Annotated in this window: 16 protein-coding genes and 3 tRNA genes; 6 read left to right on the forward strand and 13 right to left on the reverse strand. The window is 68.4% G+C overall.

Annotated elements, in window-relative coordinates; all coding sequences use genetic code 11:
- Positions 1-725, forward strand: a 725-nt coding sequence (locus E5198_RS16895; RefSeq protein ID WP_136491132.1) for a phosphatase PAP2 family protein, incomplete at its 5' end; no start/stop codon positions are given.
- Between the two features lies 1 nt (position 726).
- On the opposite strand, the gene E5198_RS16900 is transcribed toward E5198_RS16895, so the two are convergent.
- The gene (locus E5198_RS16900) at positions 727-1,443 is read right to left on the reverse strand and encodes an LrgB family protein (protein WP_136491133.1); all 717 of its coding nucleotides are present in this window, start codon (positions 1,441-1,443) and stop codon (positions 727-729) included.
- Complete coding sequence (locus tag E5198_RS16905; RefSeq protein ID WP_136491134.1) at positions 1,440-1,802, reverse strand: CidA/LrgA family protein; 363 nt, start codon at positions 1,800-1,802, stop codon at positions 1,440-1,442. The genes E5198_RS16900 and E5198_RS16905 overlap by 4 nt, the downstream gene beginning before the upstream one ends.
- 156 nt (positions 1,803-1,958) lie before the next feature.
- Here E5198_RS16905 and E5198_RS16910 point away from each other — a divergent pair, with 156 nt between their 5' ends.
- Together E5198_RS16910 and E5198_RS16915 are read left to right on the forward strand one after the other, a co-directional pair.
- Positions 1,959-2,606: an oxidoreductase gene (locus tag E5198_RS16910; RefSeq protein WP_136491135.1), complete on the forward strand. Its 648-nt coding sequence runs from the start codon at positions 1,959-1,961 to the stop codon at positions 2,604-2,606.
- A gap of 106 nt (positions 2,607-2,712) precedes the next feature.
- A complete protein-coding gene (locus E5198_RS16915; RefSeq protein ID WP_136491136.1) occupies positions 2,713-3,096 on the forward strand; it encodes a hypothetical protein in 384 nt (127 codons plus the stop codon).
- Between the two features lie 87 nt (positions 3,097-3,183).
- Here E5198_RS16915 and E5198_RS16920 read toward each other — a convergent pair whose 3' ends face one another.
- The 9 genes from E5198_RS16920 to rnr all read right to left on the reverse strand — a co-directional run bounded on the left by E5198_RS16920 (position 3,184) and on the right by rnr (position 13,891).
- Positions 3,184-5,451, reverse strand: coding sequence for a YgiQ family radical SAM protein (locus E5198_RS16920; protein ID WP_136491137.1), 2,268 nt, complete (start codon positions 5,449-5,451; stop codon positions 3,184-3,186).
- 94 nt (positions 5,452-5,545) lie between these two features.
- Positions 5,546-6,619: an alanine racemase gene (alr, locus tag E5198_RS16925; protein WP_136491138.1), complete on the reverse strand. Its 1,074-nt coding sequence runs from the start codon at positions 6,617-6,619 to the stop codon at positions 5,546-5,548.
- Between the two features lie 81 nt (positions 6,620-6,700).
- Positions 6,701-8,095, reverse strand: coding sequence for a replicative DNA helicase (dnaB, locus tag E5198_RS16930; protein ID WP_136491139.1), 1,395 nt, complete (start codon positions 8,093-8,095; stop codon positions 6,701-6,703).
- Between the two features lie 115 nt (positions 8,096-8,210).
- Positions 8,211-8,657, reverse strand: coding sequence for a 50S ribosomal protein L9 (gene rplI, locus E5198_RS16935; protein WP_090351833.1), 447 nt, complete (start codon positions 8,655-8,657; stop codon positions 8,211-8,213).
- A gap of 21 nt (positions 8,658-8,678) precedes the next feature.
- Positions 8,679-9,569 carry a hypothetical protein gene (locus E5198_RS16940; RefSeq protein ID WP_136491140.1) on the reverse strand — a complete coding sequence of 297 codons (891 nt, stop codon included), beginning with the start codon at positions 9,567-9,569 and terminating at the stop codon, positions 8,679-8,681.
- A 34-nt stretch (positions 9,570-9,603) separates the two neighbouring features.
- Positions 9,604-9,834, reverse strand: coding sequence for a 30S ribosomal protein S18 (gene rpsR, locus E5198_RS16945; protein WP_136491141.1), 231 nt, complete (start codon positions 9,832-9,834; stop codon positions 9,604-9,606).
- 30 nt (positions 9,835-9,864) lie between these two features.
- Entirely contained in the window at positions 9,865-10,275 is a 411-nt protein-coding gene (gene rpsF / locus E5198_RS16950; protein WP_136491142.1) for a 30S ribosomal protein S6, read from the reverse strand.
- A gap of 167 nt (positions 10,276-10,442) precedes the next feature.
- A complete protein-coding gene (gene rlmB / locus E5198_RS16955; RefSeq protein ID WP_136491143.1) occupies positions 10,443-11,195 on the reverse strand; it encodes a 23S rRNA (guanosine(2251)-2'-O)-methyltransferase RlmB in 753 nt (250 codons plus the stop codon).
- On the reverse strand, positions 11,192-13,891 hold the full coding sequence (gene rnr / locus E5198_RS16960; RefSeq protein WP_136491144.1) for a ribonuclease R: 2,700 nt from the start codon (positions 13,889-13,891) through the stop codon (positions 11,192-11,194). Before rnr ends, rlmB begins: the two co-directional genes overlap by 4 nt.
- Before the next feature lie 210 nt (positions 13,892-14,101).
- Between rnr and E5198_RS16965 the strand changes: the two genes are divergently transcribed.
- The 3 genes from E5198_RS16965 (at position 14,102) to E5198_RS16975 (ending at position 14,510) form a co-directional block, all read left to right on the forward strand.
- Positions 14,102-14,188, forward strand: a tRNA-Leu gene (locus tag E5198_RS16965).
- A gap of 74 nt (positions 14,189-14,262) precedes the next feature.
- A tRNA-Leu gene (locus E5198_RS16970) sits at positions 14,263-14,349 on the forward strand.
- 74 nt (positions 14,350-14,423) lie between these two features.
- Positions 14,424-14,510 (forward strand) — tRNA-Leu (locus tag E5198_RS16975).
- 145 nt (positions 14,511-14,655) lie between these two features.
- Here E5198_RS16975 and E5198_RS16980 read toward each other — a convergent pair.
- Both E5198_RS16980 and E5198_RS16985 read right to left on the reverse strand, forming a co-directional pair.
- Positions 14,656-15,951: an adenylosuccinate synthase gene (locus E5198_RS16980; protein WP_136491145.1), complete on the reverse strand. Its 1,296-nt coding sequence runs from the start codon at positions 15,949-15,951 to the stop codon at positions 14,656-14,658.
- 53 nt (positions 15,952-16,004) lie between these two features.
- On the reverse strand, positions 16,005-16,516 hold a 512-nt coding region (locus E5198_RS16985; RefSeq protein WP_178084091.1), incomplete at its 5' end, for an ATP phosphoribosyltransferase regulatory subunit.

Here is a 16,516-nt window from a genome sequence, read left to right on the forward strand (position 1 = left end):
CCAGCCTGCGCGAACGGCGCGCGGCGGCGCCGCTGGCCGCGGCGCTGGGCGCCGCGCTGCTGCTGGCCCTGTTCGCCGGCTGGCGGCTGTTCGCCGCCTTCGACCAGGCGCTGCTGGAGCTGGCGCAGCGCCTGCGCACCCCGGCGCTGGACCAATGGATGGTGGAGCTGACCCGGCTGGGCGACTTCGCCGTGCAGCTGGCCGCCGGCGCGGCGCTGCTCCTGCTGCTGGCGCTGCAGCGCCAGTGGCGCGCCCTGCTGTTCGCCACGCTGGCCCTGGCCGGCACTGCGCTGGCCAACCAGGGACTCAAGCTGCTGTTCGCCCGCGCCCGCCCGGAGATCCTGCTGCAGCCGCTGGACGGCTTCAGCCTGCCCAGCGGGCACAGCTCGGCGGCCTTCGCCCTCTGCCTGGCGCTCGGCGTGCTGGCCGGGCGTGGCGCGCCGGCACGCATCCGCCTGGCCTGGCTGCTGCTCGCCAGCCTGCCGGCCACGGCGATCGCCGTCTCGCGGGTCTATCTCGGCGTGCACTGGCCGACCGACGTGCTGGCCGGCGCACTGCTCGCCGGCAGCCTCTGCGCCCTCGCCCTGCTGCTGGTGCAGTGGCGCCAGCCGCTGCCGGCCAGCGGTCGCCTGCGCGGCTGGCTGCTGCTGCCCCCGGCCCTGCTGGTGCTGACCAGCCTGCTCGGCTGGCTGCCCGGCGCGGAAATGGCGCTGTACCACCGCTGAATCAGGCGACCGTGGCCACCACCAGCGGCAGCAGGATGGCGGTGGCGCCGCCCATCAGGCTCATCGCCAGCGCCGAGAAGGCGCCGGTTTCCTCGCCCTCCTGCAGCGCCTGGGCGGTCCCCACCGCATGGGCGGTGAGGCCGAGGGCCATGCCGCGCGCCGCCGGATTGCGCACGCCGATACGGGTCAGCAGGGCCGGGCCGCAGATCGCCCCGATCACCCCGGTGATCAGCACGAACACCGCCGCCAGCGCGGCGATGCCGCCGAGCTGCTCGGCGACCAGCATGGCGATCGGCGAGGTCACCGACTTGGGCAGCAGGGTCATCTGCATCACGTGGTCGGCACCGAACAGCCAGGCGAAGCCGATGCCCAGCGCGGTGGCCAGGCTGCCGGCCAGCGCCAGGGTGATCAGGATCGGCCAGAGCAGCTGGCGGATGCGCTTGAGATTGAGGAACAACGGGATGGCCAGGGCCACGGTGGCCGGGCCGAGGAACACGCTGAGCATGCTGACGCTGGCGCGGTACTCGGCGTAGTCGATGCCGCACAGCAGCAGCACGCCGATCACCAGGGTCATCGACAGCAGCACCGGCTGCAGGAACACCCAGCGGGTGCGCTCGAACAGCGCCAGGGCCAGCTGGTAGGCGCCGAGGGTGATGCCGAAGCCGAACAGCGGATGCTGGAGAATCGCCTGCGCGGCGGCGCTCAGGGAGCCACTCATGCCTCGGGCTCCCGGCGCTGCTGACGGTCGATCAGGCGCTGCATCAGCCAGCCGGCGAACAGCATGGCGATCAGCAGCGACAGCACCAGGGTGCCGGCCAGCGCCCAGAAGTCGGCGGCGATCGCCTCGGCGTAGGCCATCACCCCCACCGCCGGCGGCACCAGCAGCAGCGGCAGGTAGCGCAGCAGGGCGCCGCCCGCCTCGCCAACCGGCGCCGGCACCTCGCCGCGCCAGACCAGGAAACCGAACAGCAGCAGCATGCCGATGATCGGCCCCGGCAGCATCGGCAACAGCAGCACGTTCAGCCCCGTACCCAGCAGCTGGAACAGCACCAGCCAGCTAATCCCCCGCAACAGCATCGCAACCCCTCCATGAACTCGACCGCATTATAGGGCCTCGCCCAGCAACTACACTTTGGATGTACTTGACCCTGCGCCGACCGCCATGGTGATCTAGGGCCATAGCCGCCGGCACCGGGCGCGCCGACGCAGAATAACAAACAGAACGAGCAGCCAATGCCGCACTCCAACAGTCCCCACCACCTGCTGATCTTCGGCGCCAGCGGCCTGGCCGGCGAGCACCTGCTCGACCGCACCCTCTGCGAGCCGACCGTGCAGCGCGTGCTGGCCCCCAGCCGGCGGCCGCTGTCGGTTCACCCACATCTGGAGAACCCGCGCGGCAATCTGCTGGAAATCCTCCCTCGCCTCGCCGGTCCCGTCGATACCGCCTTCTGCTGCCTGGGCACCACCCTGCGCCAGGCCGGCTCCGAATCCGCGTTCCGTGCCATCGACCACGACCTGGTGATTGCCTGCGCCCGGCGTGCCCGCGAACTGGGCGCGCGCCACTTGCTGGTGCTCAGCTCGCTGGGCGCCGACCCGCATTCCAAGGTGTTCTACAGCCGCATCAAGGGCGAGATGGAGGAGGCGCTGAAGGCCCAGGACTGGCCGCAGCTGACCATCGCCCGCCCCTCCCTGCTGCTCGGCCCGCGCCGCGAACAGCGCCCGCTGGAACAGGCCTTCGCACCCATGGCACGCCTGTTGCTTGGAAAGTGGCGCGCCATTTCGGTATGCGTACTCGCCCGCGCCCTCTGGCGCCTGGCCCTCGAGGAAGGGCGAGGCGTCCGGGTGATCGAGTCGGACGAGCTGCGCCGGCTGGGACGCTGAGCGACGCATCACCGAGCTGTCACAACCGGCCTGTAGGCTGGGCAAACGCCGTACGAAAAGCCGCGAGAACAGCGGCACAACCGCAAAACGACCCGAGGGACTCGAGATGACCGCTTTCAACCCCTGGCAGGAACAAGGACTTCACGGCCGCGCCGTCATCGAGGCGCAGCGCTGCTGGCTGGGCCAGCTGGCGGAAGCCCTCAGCGCCCGCCTGCAGCAGGACTGCTCGCAGCCGGCGATCGGCGAATGCCTGGAGCGCCTGATGAGCGGCCTGCTGCAGTCGCTGGTCAGCGAGGAGGAGGCCTATCTGGAACTCGGCCAGCCGGCCGACGCCGCCCATGTCGACGCCCACAACCAGCTGTGCATGGATGTGCTCGAGCTGATCAAGCGCCACGAGCGCGGCGAGCCGGTCGGCCTGCAGCTGCTGCAGCTGCTGCAGGGCTGGCTGGAGCGCCACTGCGCGCAGAGCGACCGCCTCGCCCTGCACTGACAGCCTGCCCGGCGCCGCCCGAACGGACGGCGCGCCCAGCGAATCCCCTTGCCGCGGCGTCCTGCGACCAGCAGGGCGCCGCGTCGGTCAGCGTGCACCCGGACGCTTGCCGCCCGGCTTCTTCTTGCCGCGGGCGAAGGCCTGCGCCTTGCCCTCCTCGCCCTTGTTCCACGGCTTGCTGCCATCGCTGGCGCGCGGCGGCAGACCGCTGTGCTGGGTGAGCAGCGGCTTGCCCGCGACGGCAGCGCCGACCTTGCGGCTGCCGGCCGGGGTGGAGTTCTTGCGCCGCGCGCTCTGGTAGCTGCCGTCGCCCGCTGGCTGGGTGGCCGGGATCAGCTGGTGCTTGGCCGGACCGATCAGGTCGGCGCGGCCCATTTCCTTGAGCGCCTCGCGCAGCATCGGCCAGTTCTTCGGGTCGTGGTAGCGCAGGAAGGCCTTGTGCAGGCGGCGCTGGCGCTCGCCCTTGACGATGTACACCTCGTCGCTCTTGTAGGTGACCTTGCGCAGCGGATTGCGCCGCGAATGGTACATGGCGGTGGCGGTGGCCATCGGCGACGGGTAGAAGGCCTGCACCTGGTCGGCGCGGAAACCGTTGCGCTTGAGCCACAGGGCGAGGTTCATCATGTCCTCGTCGGTGGTGCCCGGGTGCGCGGCGATGAAGTAGGGGATCAGGTACTGCTCCTTGCCCGCCTCCTTCGAGAACTTCTCGAACATCTTCTTGAAGCGGTCGTAGGTGCCGATGCCCGGCTTCATCATCTTGTCCAGCGGGCCGCGCTCAGTGTGCTCCGGAGCGATCTTCAGGTAGCCGCCGACGTGGTGGGTGACCAGCTCGCGCACGTACTCCGGCGACTCCACGGCGAGGTCGTAGCGCAGGCCGGAGGCGATCAGGATCTTCTTCACCCCGGGCAGCGCGCGGGCGTCGCGGTACAGCTGGATCAGCGCCGAGTGGTCGGTGTTGAGGTTGTCGCAGATGCCCGGGTACACGCACGACGGCTTGCGGCAGGCCGCCTCGATCTCGCGGCTCTTGCAGGCGATGCGGTACATGTTGGCGGTGGGACCGCCCAGATCGGAGATCACCCCGGTGAAGCCCGGCACCTTGTCGCGGATCTCCTCGATCTCGCGCAGGATCGACTCCTCCGAGCGGTTCTGGATGATCCGCCCCTCGTGCTCGGTGATCGAGCAGAAGGTGCAGCCGCCGAAGCAGCCGCGCATGATGTTCACCGAGAAGCGGATCATCTCGTAGGCCGGGATCTTCTCGCCCTGGTAGACCGGGTGCGGCACGCGGGCGTAGGGCAGGCCGAAGACGTAGTCCATCTCCTCGGTGGTCAGCGGGATCGGCGGCGGATTCAGCCAGACGTCCTGCTCGCCGTGGCGCTGCACCAGCGCGCGGGCGTTGCCCGGATTGGTCTCCAGGTGCAGCACGCGGTTGGCGTGGGCGTAGAGCACCGCATCGCTCTTCACCTTCTCGTAGGACGGCAGGCGGATCACCGTGCGCTCGCGGGTCAGTTTCGGATGCGGCAGCAGCTCGACCGGCCTGGCCTCGTTGGGATCTTCCACGCCGCCTTTGCCCTGCTCGATGGCGCAGGCCTCGAGATCCTGGGTGTTGACGTAGGGGTTGATGATCTTGTCGATGCGCCCCGGGCGGTCGATGCGCGTGGAGTCGATCTCGAACCAGCCCTCGGGGGTGCCGCGGCGCACGAAGGCGGTGCCGCGCACGTCGTCGATCGACTGGACCGGCTCGCCGGCGGCCAGCCGCTGGGCGACCTCGACGATGGCGCGCTCGGCGTTGCCGTAGAGCAGGATGTCGGCCTTGGCGTCCATCAGGATCGAGTGGCGCACCTTGTCCTGCCAGTAGTCGTAGTGGGCGATGCGGCGCAAGGAGGCCTCGATGCCGCCGAGCACGATGGGCACGCCCTTGTAGGCCTCGCGGCAGCGCTGGCTGTAGACCATGCTGGCGCGGTCCGGGCGCTTGCCGGCCACGCCGCCGGGGGTGTAGGCGTCGTCGGAGCGGATCTTGCGGTCGGCGGTGTAGCGGTTGATCATCGAGTCCATGTTGCCCGCCGCCACGCCGAAGAACAGGTTCGGCGCACCGAGCTTCATGAAGTCGTCCTTCGACTGCCAGTCCGGCTGGCTGATGATGCCGACGCGGAAGCCCTGCGCCTCGAGCAGGCGGCCGATGATCGCCATGCCGAACGACGGATGGTCGACGTAGGCGTCGCCGGTGACGATGATCACGTCGCAGGAATCCCAGCCCAGCAGGTCCATCTCCTCCCGGCTCATCGGCAGGAAGGGCGCGGGCCCGAAACATTCGGCCCAGTACTTGGGATAGTCGAACAGCGGCTTGACGGCTTGCATGGCGGTGACCAGGAACTCTCGGCGGGAATTGCGCGGGCGCGGAGGATAGCACAAAAAGTGTACAAGTCCGACGCCCGGAGTCGGGATTGGTGCCTCAGTAGCGGTGCCGGCGCGCCACCCGCGCGGTGACCTTGCTGAGCAGCTCGTAGCCGATGGTGCCGCAGGCGGCGGCCACCTCGTCGACCGGCAACTGCTCCCCCCACAGCTCCACCGGCGTGCCGACCTGCGCCTCGGGCACGCCACTGAGGTCGACGGTCAGCAGATCCATCGACACCCGTCCCACCAGCGGCACGCGGCGGCCGCCGACCAGCACCGGGGTGCCGGCCGGCGCACAGCGCGGGTAGCCGTCGGCATAGCCGCAGCTGATGGTGCCGATGCGCGTCGGCCGCTGCGCCACCCAGCCGGCGCCGTAGCCGACGCTCTCCCCGGCCGGCACCTCGCGCACGGCGATCAGCGCCCCGCTCAGGGTCATCGCCGGGCGCAGCTCGAACTCGGCGGCCGGGCGCTCGGCGAACGGGCTGGCGCCGTAGAGCATGATCCCCGGGCGCAGCCAGTCCAGGTGCGCTTCCGGGCGGGTGAGGATGGCCGCCGAGTTGGCCAGCGAGCGGTTGGCGAAGGCCAGGTCGTCGAGGCCGCGGTAGCAGTCCAGCTGAATCTGGTTGAGCGGATGCCCGGGCAGGTCGGCGCAGGCGAAGTGGCTGAGCAGGTTGAGTTCGGCCACCTGCTCGGCGCCGGCCAGGCGTGCATGCCAGGCGCGCAGTTCGTCGGCAGCGAAGCCCAGACGGTGCATGCCGGAATCCAGCTTGAGCCAGACGTTGAGCGGGCGCACCAGGTTGCTGGCGAGCAGCGCCTCGGCCTGCTCGCGGCTCTGCACCACCACGTCGAGGCCGAGCTGGGCGGCCATCAGGTATTCCTTGGCCTCGAAGCAGCCCTGCAGCAGCAACACCCGCGCCCGGCCGTGCAGGCCGCGCACCTCGCCGGCCTCCTCCAGGCAGGCGACCACGAAGCCGTCGGCCTCCGGCAGGGCGCTGACCACCTCACGCGCACCGTGGCCGTAGGCGTTGGCCTTGACCACCGCGAACACCTGCCGACCCGGCGCGCAGGCCCTGGCCCGCGCGTAGTTGTGGCGGATGGCGGACAGATCGATGGTGGCAACCAGGGGGCGCATGGGCGGGGCCTCGAAACGGAAAACGGGCGCCCATCTTACCCGCTGGGCGCCCGTTTTCCTTGATCGGCCACAGTCCGGCGATCATTCGTCCTCGAAGTTGTACATCCCCGGCGCGAGGTTCTCGAAGCGCGTGTACTTGCCGAGGAAGGCCAGACGCACGGTACCGATCGGGCCGTTCCGCTGCTTGCCGATGATGATCTCGGCGACGCCCTTGTGCTCGGTCTCCGGGTGGTACACCTCGTCGCGGTAGACGAACATGATCACGTCGGCGTCCTGCTCGATGGCGCCCGATTCGCGCAGGTCCGAGTTGACCGGGCGCTTGTTGGGCCGCTGCTCCAGCGAGCGGTTGAGCTGCGACAGGGCGATCACCGGGCAGTTGAATTCCTTGGCCAGCGCCTTCAGCGAGCGGGAGATCTCGGAAATCTCGTTGGTGCGGTTCTCGCCGCCCGAGCCGCCGATCTGCATCAGCTGCAGGTAGTCGACCATGATCAGCGCCAGGTCACCGTGCTCGCGCACCAGACGGCGGGTGCGCGCGCGCATCTCCGAGGGGCTGATGCCGGCGGTGTCGTCGATGAACAGCTTGCGCTCGTTGAGCAGGTTGACCGCCGAGGTCAGGCGCGGCCAGTCGTCGTCGTCGAGGCGACCGGAACGCACCTTGGTCTGGTCGATGCGCCCCAGCGAGGACAGCATACGCATCACCAGCGACTCGCCGGGCATCTCCAGCGAGTACACCAGCACCGCCTTGTCGCTGCGCAGCACGGCGTTCTCCACCAGGTTCATGGCGAAGGTGGTCTTGCCCATCGACGGGCGGCCGGCGACGATGATCAGGTCGGCCGGCTGCAGGCCGCTGGTCTTCTCGTCCAGGTCAGCGAAGCCGGTGGAGATGCCGGTGATCGCCTCGTGGGTGTTGAACAGGGTATCGATGCGGTCGATGGCCTTGGTCAGCAGCTCGTTGAGACCGACCGGACCGCCGGTCTTCGGCCGCGCCTCGGCGATCTCGAAGATCTTGCGTTCGGCCTCGTCGAGGATCTCGTCGGCGCCGCGCCCCTGCGGGTTGTAGGCGCTGTCGCCGATCTCGTTGCTGATGCCGATCAGCTGGCGCAGGGTGGCGCGCTCGCGGATGATCTGCGCGTAGGCCTTGATGTTGGCCACCGACGGGGTGTTCTTGGCCAGCTCGCCGAGGTAGGCCAGGCCGCCGACCTGGGCCAGTTGGCCTTCCTTGTCCAGCTGCTCGGACAGGGTGACCACGTCGAACGGCTGGTTGCGCTCGGCCAGCTTGTAGATGGCCCGGAAGATCAGCCGATGGTCGTGGCGATAGAAATCGCCGTCGGAGACCAGATCGAGCACCCGCTCCCAGGCGTTGTTGTCCAGCATCAGGCCGCCGATCACCGCCTGCTCGGCCTCGATGGAGTGCGGCGGCACCTTGAGGGCGGCGGTCTCCAGGTCGTATTGCGCGGGGACGCTGATCTCGTTCATCGCTTCGCTACCCTGTTCACCGTACTGCAGAAAGACAAAGGGCACGCCTGCGGATGCAGGGCGTGCCCGATGTTAGCTGCCCGGCATCAGAGATGCACGGGCATCGATGGCAGCCTTAGGCGGCCACCACCACCACGCGAACGGTGGCGTCGACGTCGCTGTGCAGGTGCACGGCAACGTCGTACTCGCCGACCAGACGGATGGCACCGTTGGGCAGGCGGATTTCGCTCTTGGCCACTTCCACGCCGGAGGCGGTCAGGGCGTCGGCGATGTCGTGGGTGCCGATGGAGCCGAACAGCTTGCCTTCATCGCCAGCGGTGGCGGTGATGGTGACTTCCAGCTCGGCCAGCTGAGCGGCGCGGGATTCGGCGTAGGCCTTCTTCTCGGCAGCCAGCTTCTCCAGCTCGGCGCGACGGGCTTCGAACGCGGCAACGTTCTCGGCGGTAGCGGCGGTGGCCTTGCCCTGCGGCAGCAGGTAGTTGCGACCGTAACCGGCCTTGACGTTCACCTTGTCGCCCAGGTTGCCCAGGTTGGCGACTTTTTCCAGCAGGATAACTTCCATTTGGCTTTAACCTCTTAACTTTTAACCTTCACCGTCCGTGGGCCCCGGCGCATCGCGCCCGGCGCGCCCACGGAAATCAAACAGACTGTCGACCACGGCCAACACGACCAACAACGGATACACCAGCTGCATGAACAACAGCAGCGACACGTACATCCCCACCAGCCAGAAGCGCCCGAGGCGCTGCTGGGCCACCAGCCCGTGCACCAGCGCGGCGCCGGCGAAGGCCAGCGGCACGCTGCACAGCGGCGTCAGCATGGCCAGCTCGATGCCCAGCCCCGGCAGCAGGAACACGCCTACCAGCAGGGTCACGGCCAGCGGTGCCGGCAGGCGGATGGCGCGGAACTCGCGACCGAAACCGCCGGGGTTGTACAGCAGGGCCTGCCAGTAACGCCCCAGCAGCAGGCACAACAGGCTGAGCAGCTGCAGCAGCGCGGCCATCAGCCCGGTCAGCACCGGCGCCAGCAGCGCGCCGATGCGGGCCCTGTCGTCCGCGCCCATCTGCTGGTAGGCGTCGCCAAGCATCTGCGGCATCAGCTCGAGCAGCTCGGCGGCGTTGCGCTCGACCGTCTCGCCGAACACCGCGTCGATGACCACGCCATACAGCACGCCAAGCACCACGCTGGCCAGCAGCACCCGCGTCCACGAGACGCTGGCGCGCAGCACCACGGCCAGGGCCAGACTGCCGAACAGCACCAGCAGCGGCCGCGGCTCGCCGAAATGCCACCACAGCAGGGTCGGCAGCAGCGCCCACAGCACGACGCCCAGGGCGTCGTTCAGGCCGCGGCGCAGCAGGACCAGCGCGCCGGCTGCCGCGCCCACCCAGAACAGCATGGGCAGGGCTGCCGCGACGACCACCGCTAGGGTGGCCTGCAGGCGTCCACGCATGACGAAGTCAGCCAGTGCCCGCATGGGTTAATCCGTTGACCTGTCGACGGGCCTGGCCTCAGCGGCCGTGGCTGTCGGTGTAGGGCAGCAGGGCCAGGTAGCGGGCACGCTTGATGGCGGTGGCCAGCTGACGCTGATACTTGGCTTTGGTGCCGGTGATACGGCTCGGAACGATCTTGCCGGTTTCGGAGACGTAGGCCTTCAGGGTGTTGAGATCCTTGTAATCGATCTCGACAACGCCTTCAGCGGTGAAACGGCAGAACTTGCGACGACGGAAGAAACGTGCCATGAAGTGGCTCCTCAATACTGGTTACGAAGATTACTCGTCGGCGCTGTCGCCGTCGCTGCCTTCAGCGGCGCCTTCGGCGCTTTCGCTGCGGTCACGACGCTCGCGGCGCTCGTTGCGGCTTTCTTCGGCCTTGAGCATCTCGGACTGCTCGGTGACGGCGGCGTCACGACGGATCACCAGGTTGCGGATGACGGCGTCGTTGTAGCGGAAGTTGTCTTCCAGCTCGGCCAGGGCAGCGGCGCTGCACTCGACGTTCATCAGCACGTAGTGGGCCTTGTGCACGTTGTCGATGGCGTAGGCCAGCTGACGACGGCCCCAGTCTTCCAGGCGGTGAACCTTGCCACCGTCTTCTTCGATGGTCTTGGTGTAACGCTCGACCATGCCGCCAACCTGCTCACTCTGATCCGGGTGAACCAGGAAGACGATTTCGTAATGACGCATAAATGCTCCTTACGGGTATGCAGCCTGCCGCCAGGATAGCGGTCAGGCAAGGAGTGAATGTTTCGTGTGTGCTTGCCGCTGGGCGGACGCGCATGCGCCTGCCGGGACGACAAGGGGCAGCATTGTACGGAGGGCAGGACCGCCCCGCAACCAGGCGGGGCGGGATTTCAGACGCCCGGGAGCGGGCGGCGCTGGCGCACCGCCTCGAACAGGCAGACGCCGGTGGCCACCGAGACGTTGAGGCTGCTGACGCTGCCGCCCATCGGCAGCTTGGCCAGGTAGTCGCAGTGCTCGCGGGTCAGCCGGCGCATGCCCTTGCCCTCGGCGCCCATCACCAGCACGGTCGGCCCGCGCAGGTCGAGATCAAAGATCTCCTGGGTCGCCTCGCCGGCGGTGCCGACGATCCACAGGCCCTGCTGCTGCAGCTTCTCGAGGGTGCGCGCCAGGTTGGTCACCGCCACCAGCGGCACCACCTCGGCGGCGCCGCAGGCGACCTTGCGCACCGTGGCGTTGAGGGTCGCCGACTTGTCCTTGGGCACGATCACCGCCTGCACGCCGGCGGCGTCGGCGGTGCGCAGGCAGGCGCCGAGGTTGTGCGGGTCGGTCACCCCGTCGAGCACCAGCAGCAGCGGCACCGACTCGCCGCGCGCCAGCAGCTCCTCGAGGTAGTTCTCCCCCCACACCTGGCTGGGGCTGACCTCGGCGACCACGCCCTGGTGCACGCCCTCGGCCCACTCGTCCAGCTCGCGCCGCTCGCGCTGACCGACCGGCACGCGCGCCTCACTGGCCAGTTGCACCAGCGCCTGCACCCGCGGATCCTGGCGCCCCTCGGCCAGCCACAGCTGCTTGACCCGCTTGGGGTGATGGCGCAGCAATGCCTCCACGGCATGCACGCCGTAAACCCGTTCCCACTGACTCATTCTTCGACCTTGCGTTTACGTATGGCTCGCCCGGCCGATGCGTCGGTCGCGGGCTTCTTGCTGGCCTTGCTCTTGCCCTTGCCCTTGGCCGCCCCGGAAACCCGGTGCGGCCGGGGAACGGCCTTCTTCTTGTCCGCCGCCGTCTTGGCCTTGGTCTTGCCCTTGTCGGCCTTGGCCGACGGTTTCGTCAACGCCTTGGCCTCATCGAGCAGTTTCTTCTTCACCGCCCGGCTCTTCTCGACATCGATGTTGCCGAGCAGCAGGTCGGCCTGCTCGAGCAGCTCCGGAGCCACCTCGGGCAGCGCCTGCACCCGGCCGGTCTTGCCCGCCTCGCGGCGCGAAGGCGCAGGCGAGCCGGTCGCCTCCAGCTCGCGCGGCGCGCCGCGCTTGCGCTCCGGCGCCTTGCCGGCCGCCTCCCGGCCTGCCTTCGCCTGCCGCTTGCGCGCCGGCAGCGCGGTGAGCGGGTTGTCGCTGAGCTCGAAGTCGATCTTGCGCTCGTCGAGATCGACGCGCGCCACCAGCACCCCGACGCTGTCGCCGAGACGGAAGCTGCGCCCGGAGCGCTCGCCGGAGAGGCGATGGTGCACCGGGTCGAAGTGGTAGTAGTCGGCCGGCAGCGCGGTGACGTGCACCAGGCCTTCCACGTAGATGTCGGTCAGCTCGACGAACAGGCCGAAGCCGGTCACCGCGGTGACCACGCCGGGGAAGGTCTCGCCGACGCGGTCGCGCATGTACTCGCACTTCAGCCAGTTGACCACGTCACGGGTCGCCTCGTCGGCGCGCCGCTCGGTCATCGAGCACTGTTCGCCGAACCAGGCCAGGCGCTCCTCGTCGTAGGGATAGATGCGCGCCTTGGGCAGGCTGGCCGCGCCGACCCGCACCACCTTGTCGGTCTGCCGCTTGGAACGGATCACGCTGCGGATCGCCCGGTGCACCAGCAGGTCCGGGTAGCGACGGATCGGCGAGGTGAAGTGGGCGTAGGCCTCGTAGTTGAGGCCGAAGTGGCCGGCGTTCTCCGGGCTGTACACCGCCTGGCTGAGCGAGCGCAGCATCACCGTCTGGATCAGGTGATAGTCCGGACGCTCGCGCACCGCCTCGAGCAGGTTGAGGTAGTCCTTGGGCGTCGGCTCGCCCTTGCCGCGATACAGGGTCAGCCCCAGTTCGGCGAGGAAGCTGCGCAGCTTCTCCAGCTTCTCCGCCGGCGGAACGTCGTGCACCCGGTACAGCGCCGGGATCTCGTGTTCCTCGAGGAAGCGCGCGGTGGCGACGTTGGCGCACAGCATGCATTCCTCGATCAGCCGGTGCGCATCGTTGCGCTGGGTCGGGCGGATCTCGGTGATCTTGCGGTCGGCGCCGAAGACGATGCGCGTCTCCTGGGTCTCGAAGTCGATGGCGCCGCGCACCTGGCGCGCCGCCAGCAGCGCCTTGTACAGCGCATACAGCTGGCGCAGGTGCGGCACCAGGTGCGGCATCTGCTGACGAAGGAACCGGGCCTCGGTCGAGTTGGGCTTCTCCAGCAACTGGCTGACCTTGGTGTAGGTCAGGCGCGCATGGGAATGGATCACCGCCTCGTAGAACTGGTAGCCGGTCAGCTCGCCGCGCTTCGACACGGTCATGTCGCAGACCATGGCCAGACGGTCGACCAGCGGATTGAGCGAGCACAGGCCGTTGGACAGCTCCTCCGGCAGCATCGGAATCACCCGCTCGGGGAAGTACACCGAGTTGCCGCGCTCGATGGCCTCGGCGTCCAGCGCCGATTCGACCTTCACATAGTGGGACACGTCGGCGATGGCGACGAACAGCCGCCAGCCACCGCCCTTCAGCGCCTCGGCATACACAGCATCGTCGAAGTCGCGGGCGTCCTCGCCGTCGATGGTGACGAACGACAGCTTGCGCAGATCGACGCGCTTTTCCTTGTCCTTCTCGTCCACCTCGGGCTTGAGCTTCTTCGCCTCGGCCAGTACGGCCTCCGGCCAGACGTGCGGCAGGTCGTAGCTGCGCAGCGCCACCTCGATCTCCATGCCCGGCGCCATGTAGTCGCCGAGCACCTCGACCACCTCGCCCTGGGCCTGGCGGAAGGTCGTCGGCCAGACGTCGATGCGCACCTGGACGAACTGGCCATGCCGCGCCGCACCCTGCTTGCCGGGCAGCACCAGCACCTGCTGCTGGATCTTCGGGTTGTCGGCGACCACCACCGAGACGCCGCTCTCCTCGAAGAAGCGGCCGACCAGGGTCTCGTGGGCGCGACTGAGCACCTCGACCAGCGCGCCCTCGCGTCGACCGCGGCGGTCGACGCCGGAGACGCGGGCCAGCGCGGTATCGCCGTCGAACACCAGGCGCATCTGCGCCGGGCTGAGGAACAGGTCGTCGCTGCCGTCGTCGGGAATCAGGAAGCCGAAGCCGTCGCGGTGGCCGCTGACGCGCCCGCGGATCAGGTCGAGCTTGTCCACCGGGGCATAGGCGCCGCGGCGGGTATAGATCAGCTGGCCGTCGCGCTCCATGGCGCGCAGCCGGCGGCGCAGGGCCTCCTCGGCCTCCTCGCCAGCCAGCCCCAGTTCCTCGAACAGCTGCGCCCGGCTCGCCGGCGCACCGCGCTCGGCCAGGTGGGCGAGGATAAGCTCGCGGCTGGGAATGGGGTTGTCGTATTTCTCCGCCTCGCGGGCGGCCTCGGGATCGAGGCTTTGCCAATCGGCCATGTGTCGGTTTTCACCCTTGGTTGTCTTGCTCTTGGTCATGCCTATATTGAAGCGCGAAAGCGCCCTGCGGGGCAGCTTCGTCAGCACAATTAATTTTTTTCGCATCAGGGGTTTACAAGCCGGCGAGGCCACCCTTATGATGCGCGCCCACAGCAGCAGCAACAACTGCAGCTGTAACGATAGAGCAGATGAGCAATCATCGCACTATTAGCCCAGGTGGCGGAATTGGTAGACGCGCTGGTTTCAGGTATCAGTGGTGGCAACACCGTGGAAGTTCGAGTCTTCTCCTGGGCACCAATTCCAAGCAGACGCGCAAGCGGATGCTGACGAAAGAAGCAGTCAGGCTTCGCCGGCAACGGCAGACATGGCACGCCCAGGTGGCGGAATTGGTAGACGCGCTGGTTTCAGGTATCAGTGGTAGAAATACCGTGGAAGTTCGAGTCTTCTCCTGGGCACCAATTCCAAGCAGACGCGCAAGCGGATGCTGACGAAAGAAGCAGTCAGGCTTCGCCGGCAACGGCAGACATGGCACGCCCAGGTGGCGGAATTGGTAGACGCGCTGGTTTCAGGTATCAGTGATAGCAATATCGTGGAAGTTCGAGTCTTCTCCTGGGCACCAATTCCAAAAAACCGGATCGCAAGATCCGGTTTTTTTTCGCCTGCAGAAAAGTCGCACCCCACCCTGCCGGCACACTCCGGCAAGCCCGTCACCTGCAAAAAAGGAAAAGGCCGCATCAGCGGCCCTTTCCTCGACAGCGCGCCCCTCAGGCGTACGGATGACGCAGCACGATGGTCTCGTTGCGGTCCGGGCCGGTGGAGATGATGTCGATCGGCGCACCGACCAGCTCCTCCACGCGCTTGATGTAGGCGCGGGCGTTGGCCGGCAGGTCGTCGATGGACTTGGCGCCGACGGTGGATTCGCTCCAGCCCGGCATCTCCTCGTACACCGGCTCGAGGCCGACGTAGCTGTCGGCGTCGGTCGGCGCCTCGCCCATGATCTCGCCGGCGGCGTTCTTGTAGGCCACGCACAGCTTGACGGTCTCGAGGCCGTCGAGCACGTCCAGCTTGGTCAGGCACAGGCCGGAGATCGAGTTGATCTCGATGGCGCGACGCAGGATCACCGCGTCGAACCAGCCGCAGCGGCGGGCGCGACCGGTGGTCGAGCCGAACTCGTGACCGACCTTGGCCAGACGGGCACCGACCTCGTCGAACAGCTCGGTGGGGAACGGACCGGAACCGACACGGGTGGTGTAGGCCTTGGTGATGCCGAGGATGTAGTCCAGGTACAGCGGGCCGAAGCCGGAACCGGTAGCGGTGCCGCCGGCGGTGGTGCTGGAGCTGGTCACGTACGGGTAGGTGCCGTGGTCGATGTCCAGCAGCGAGCCCTGGGCACCCTCGAACATGATGTAGGCGCCGGCCTTGCGCAGCTCGTGCAGGCGGGCGGCCACGTCGGTGACCAGCGGCTTGAGGATCTCGGCGTAGGCCAGCGCCTCGTCCAGGGTCTTCTGGTAGTCGACCGGATCGACCTTGTAGAAGTTCTCGAGAACGAAGTTGTGGTAGGTCAGCAGCTCCTTGAGCTTGACCGCGAAGCGCTCGGGGTTGAACAGGTCGCCGATGCGCAGGCCGCGGCGGGCGACCTTGTCCTCGTAGGCCGGGCCGATGCCGCGACCGGTGGTGCCGATCTTGCCTTCCGAGCGGGCCGCCTCGCGGGCCTGGTCGAGAGCCACGTGGTACGGCAGGATCAGGGTGCAGGCCGGGCTGATGCGCAGGCGCTCGCGCACCGGTACGCCCTTCTCTTCCAGCTTGGTGATTTCCTTGAGCAGCGCATCCGGCGCCACCACCACACCGTTGCCGATCAGGCACTGCACGTTGTCGCGCAGGATGCCGGACGGAATCAGGTGCAGGACGGTCTTCTCGCCGTCGATCACCAGGGTGTGGCCGGCGTTGTGGCCACCCTGGTAGCGCACCACGGCGGCAGCCTGGTCGGTCAGCAGGTCGACGATCTTGCCCTTGCCCTCATCACCCCACTGGGTGCCCAGGACCACGACATTCTTACCCATAACACTTGTCCCCTCGTGGAAGGTCGGTACCGGCGCGAGGCCGGTGAAAGTACTCAGGAAGCCAGCGGCGAAACCTGCCAGCCACCCTCCTGTAAACGCAATTCGCTGTCGCAGCCGGCGGCGCGCGCATCGACCAGGCTCTGCCCCGGCAGCGCCTGCACCACCCGCCGACCGCTGCGGCGCAGTTCGAGCACGGCCTGCCACAGGCCGGCCTCGCCGCCCTGCGGCGCCCAGACGCCGCCCGGCGCCTCGGCCTGGATCGCCTGACCGAGGCTGACCAGGGTCTTGAGGTCGGTGGAGAAGCCGGTGGCCGGCCGCGCGCGCCCGAAGTCGGCGCCGATGTCGTCGTAGCGCCCGCCCTGGGCGATGGCCTGGCCGACGCCGGGCACGAAGGCGGCGAACACCATGCCGGTGTGGTAGTGATAGCCGCGCAGCTCGCCGAGATCGAAGTACAGCGGCAGCGCCGGGTAGTGGGCGGCCAGCTCGTCGGCCACCGCCTCCAGCTCGGCCAGCGCCGCCAGCACGGCGGCCGGCGCCGCGGCCAGCTGCGCGCGCGCCTGGCCCA

It is taken from the genome of Pseudomonas sp. A-1, assembly GCF_004801855.1.
Classification (GTDB): Bacteria; Pseudomonadota; Gammaproteobacteria; order Pseudomonadales; family Pseudomonadaceae; genus Geopseudomonas.

What these genes read in the sequence shown, in the direction of transcription:
- E5198_RS16980 (WP_136491145.1), bottom strand. Translation starts at nt 15,951, where the DNA reads ATGGGTAAGAATGTCGTGGTCCTGGGCACCCAGTGGGGTGATGAGGGC.
- E5198_RS16940 (WP_136491140.1), bottom strand. Translation starts at nt 9,569, where the DNA reads ATGCGGGCACTGGCTGACTTCGTCATGCGTGGACGCCTGCAGGCCACC.
- dnaB (WP_136491139.1), bottom strand. Translation starts at nt 8,095, where the DNA reads ATGAACGAGATCAGCGTCCCCGCGCAATACGACCTGGAGACCGCCGCC.
- rplI (WP_090351833.1), bottom strand. Translation starts at nt 8,657, where the DNA reads ATGGAAGTTATCCTGCTGGAAAAAGTCGCCAACCTGGGCAACCTGGGC.
- rlmB (WP_136491143.1), bottom strand. Translation starts at nt 11,195, where the DNA reads ATGAGTCAGTGGGAACGGGTTTACGGCGTGCATGCCGTGGAGGCATTG.
- E5198_RS16900 (WP_136491133.1), bottom strand. Translation starts at nt 1,443, where the DNA reads ATGAGTGGCTCCCTGAGCGCCGCCGCGCAGGCGATTCTCCAGCATCCG.
- E5198_RS16905 (WP_136491134.1), bottom strand. Translation starts at nt 1,802, where the DNA reads ATGCTGTTGCGGGGGATTAGCTGGCTGGTGCTGTTCCAGCTGCTGGGT.
- alr (WP_136491138.1), bottom strand. Translation starts at nt 6,619, where the DNA reads ATGCGCCCCCTGGTTGCCACCATCGATCTGTCCGCCATCCGCCACAAC.
- E5198_RS16910 (WP_136491135.1), top strand. Translation starts at nt 1,959, where the DNA reads ATGCCGCACTCCAACAGTCCCCACCACCTGCTGATCTTCGGCGCCAGC.
- rpsF (WP_136491142.1), bottom strand. Translation starts at nt 10,275, where the DNA reads ATGCGTCATTACGAAATCGTCTTCCTGGTTCACCCGGATCAGAGTGAG.
- rpsR (WP_136491141.1), bottom strand. Translation starts at nt 9,834, where the DNA reads ATGGCACGTTTCTTCCGTCGTCGCAAGTTCTGCCGTTTCACCGCTGAA.
- rnr (WP_136491144.1), bottom strand. Translation starts at nt 13,891, where the DNA reads ATGGCCGATTGGCAAAGCCTCGATCCCGAGGCCGCCCGCGAGGCGGAG.
- E5198_RS16915 (WP_136491136.1), top strand. Translation starts at nt 2,713, where the DNA reads ATGACCGCTTTCAACCCCTGGCAGGAACAAGGACTTCACGGCCGCGCC.
- E5198_RS16920 (WP_136491137.1), bottom strand. Translation starts at nt 5,451, where the DNA reads ATGCAAGCCGTCAAGCCGCTGTTCGACTATCCCAAGTACTGGGCCGAA.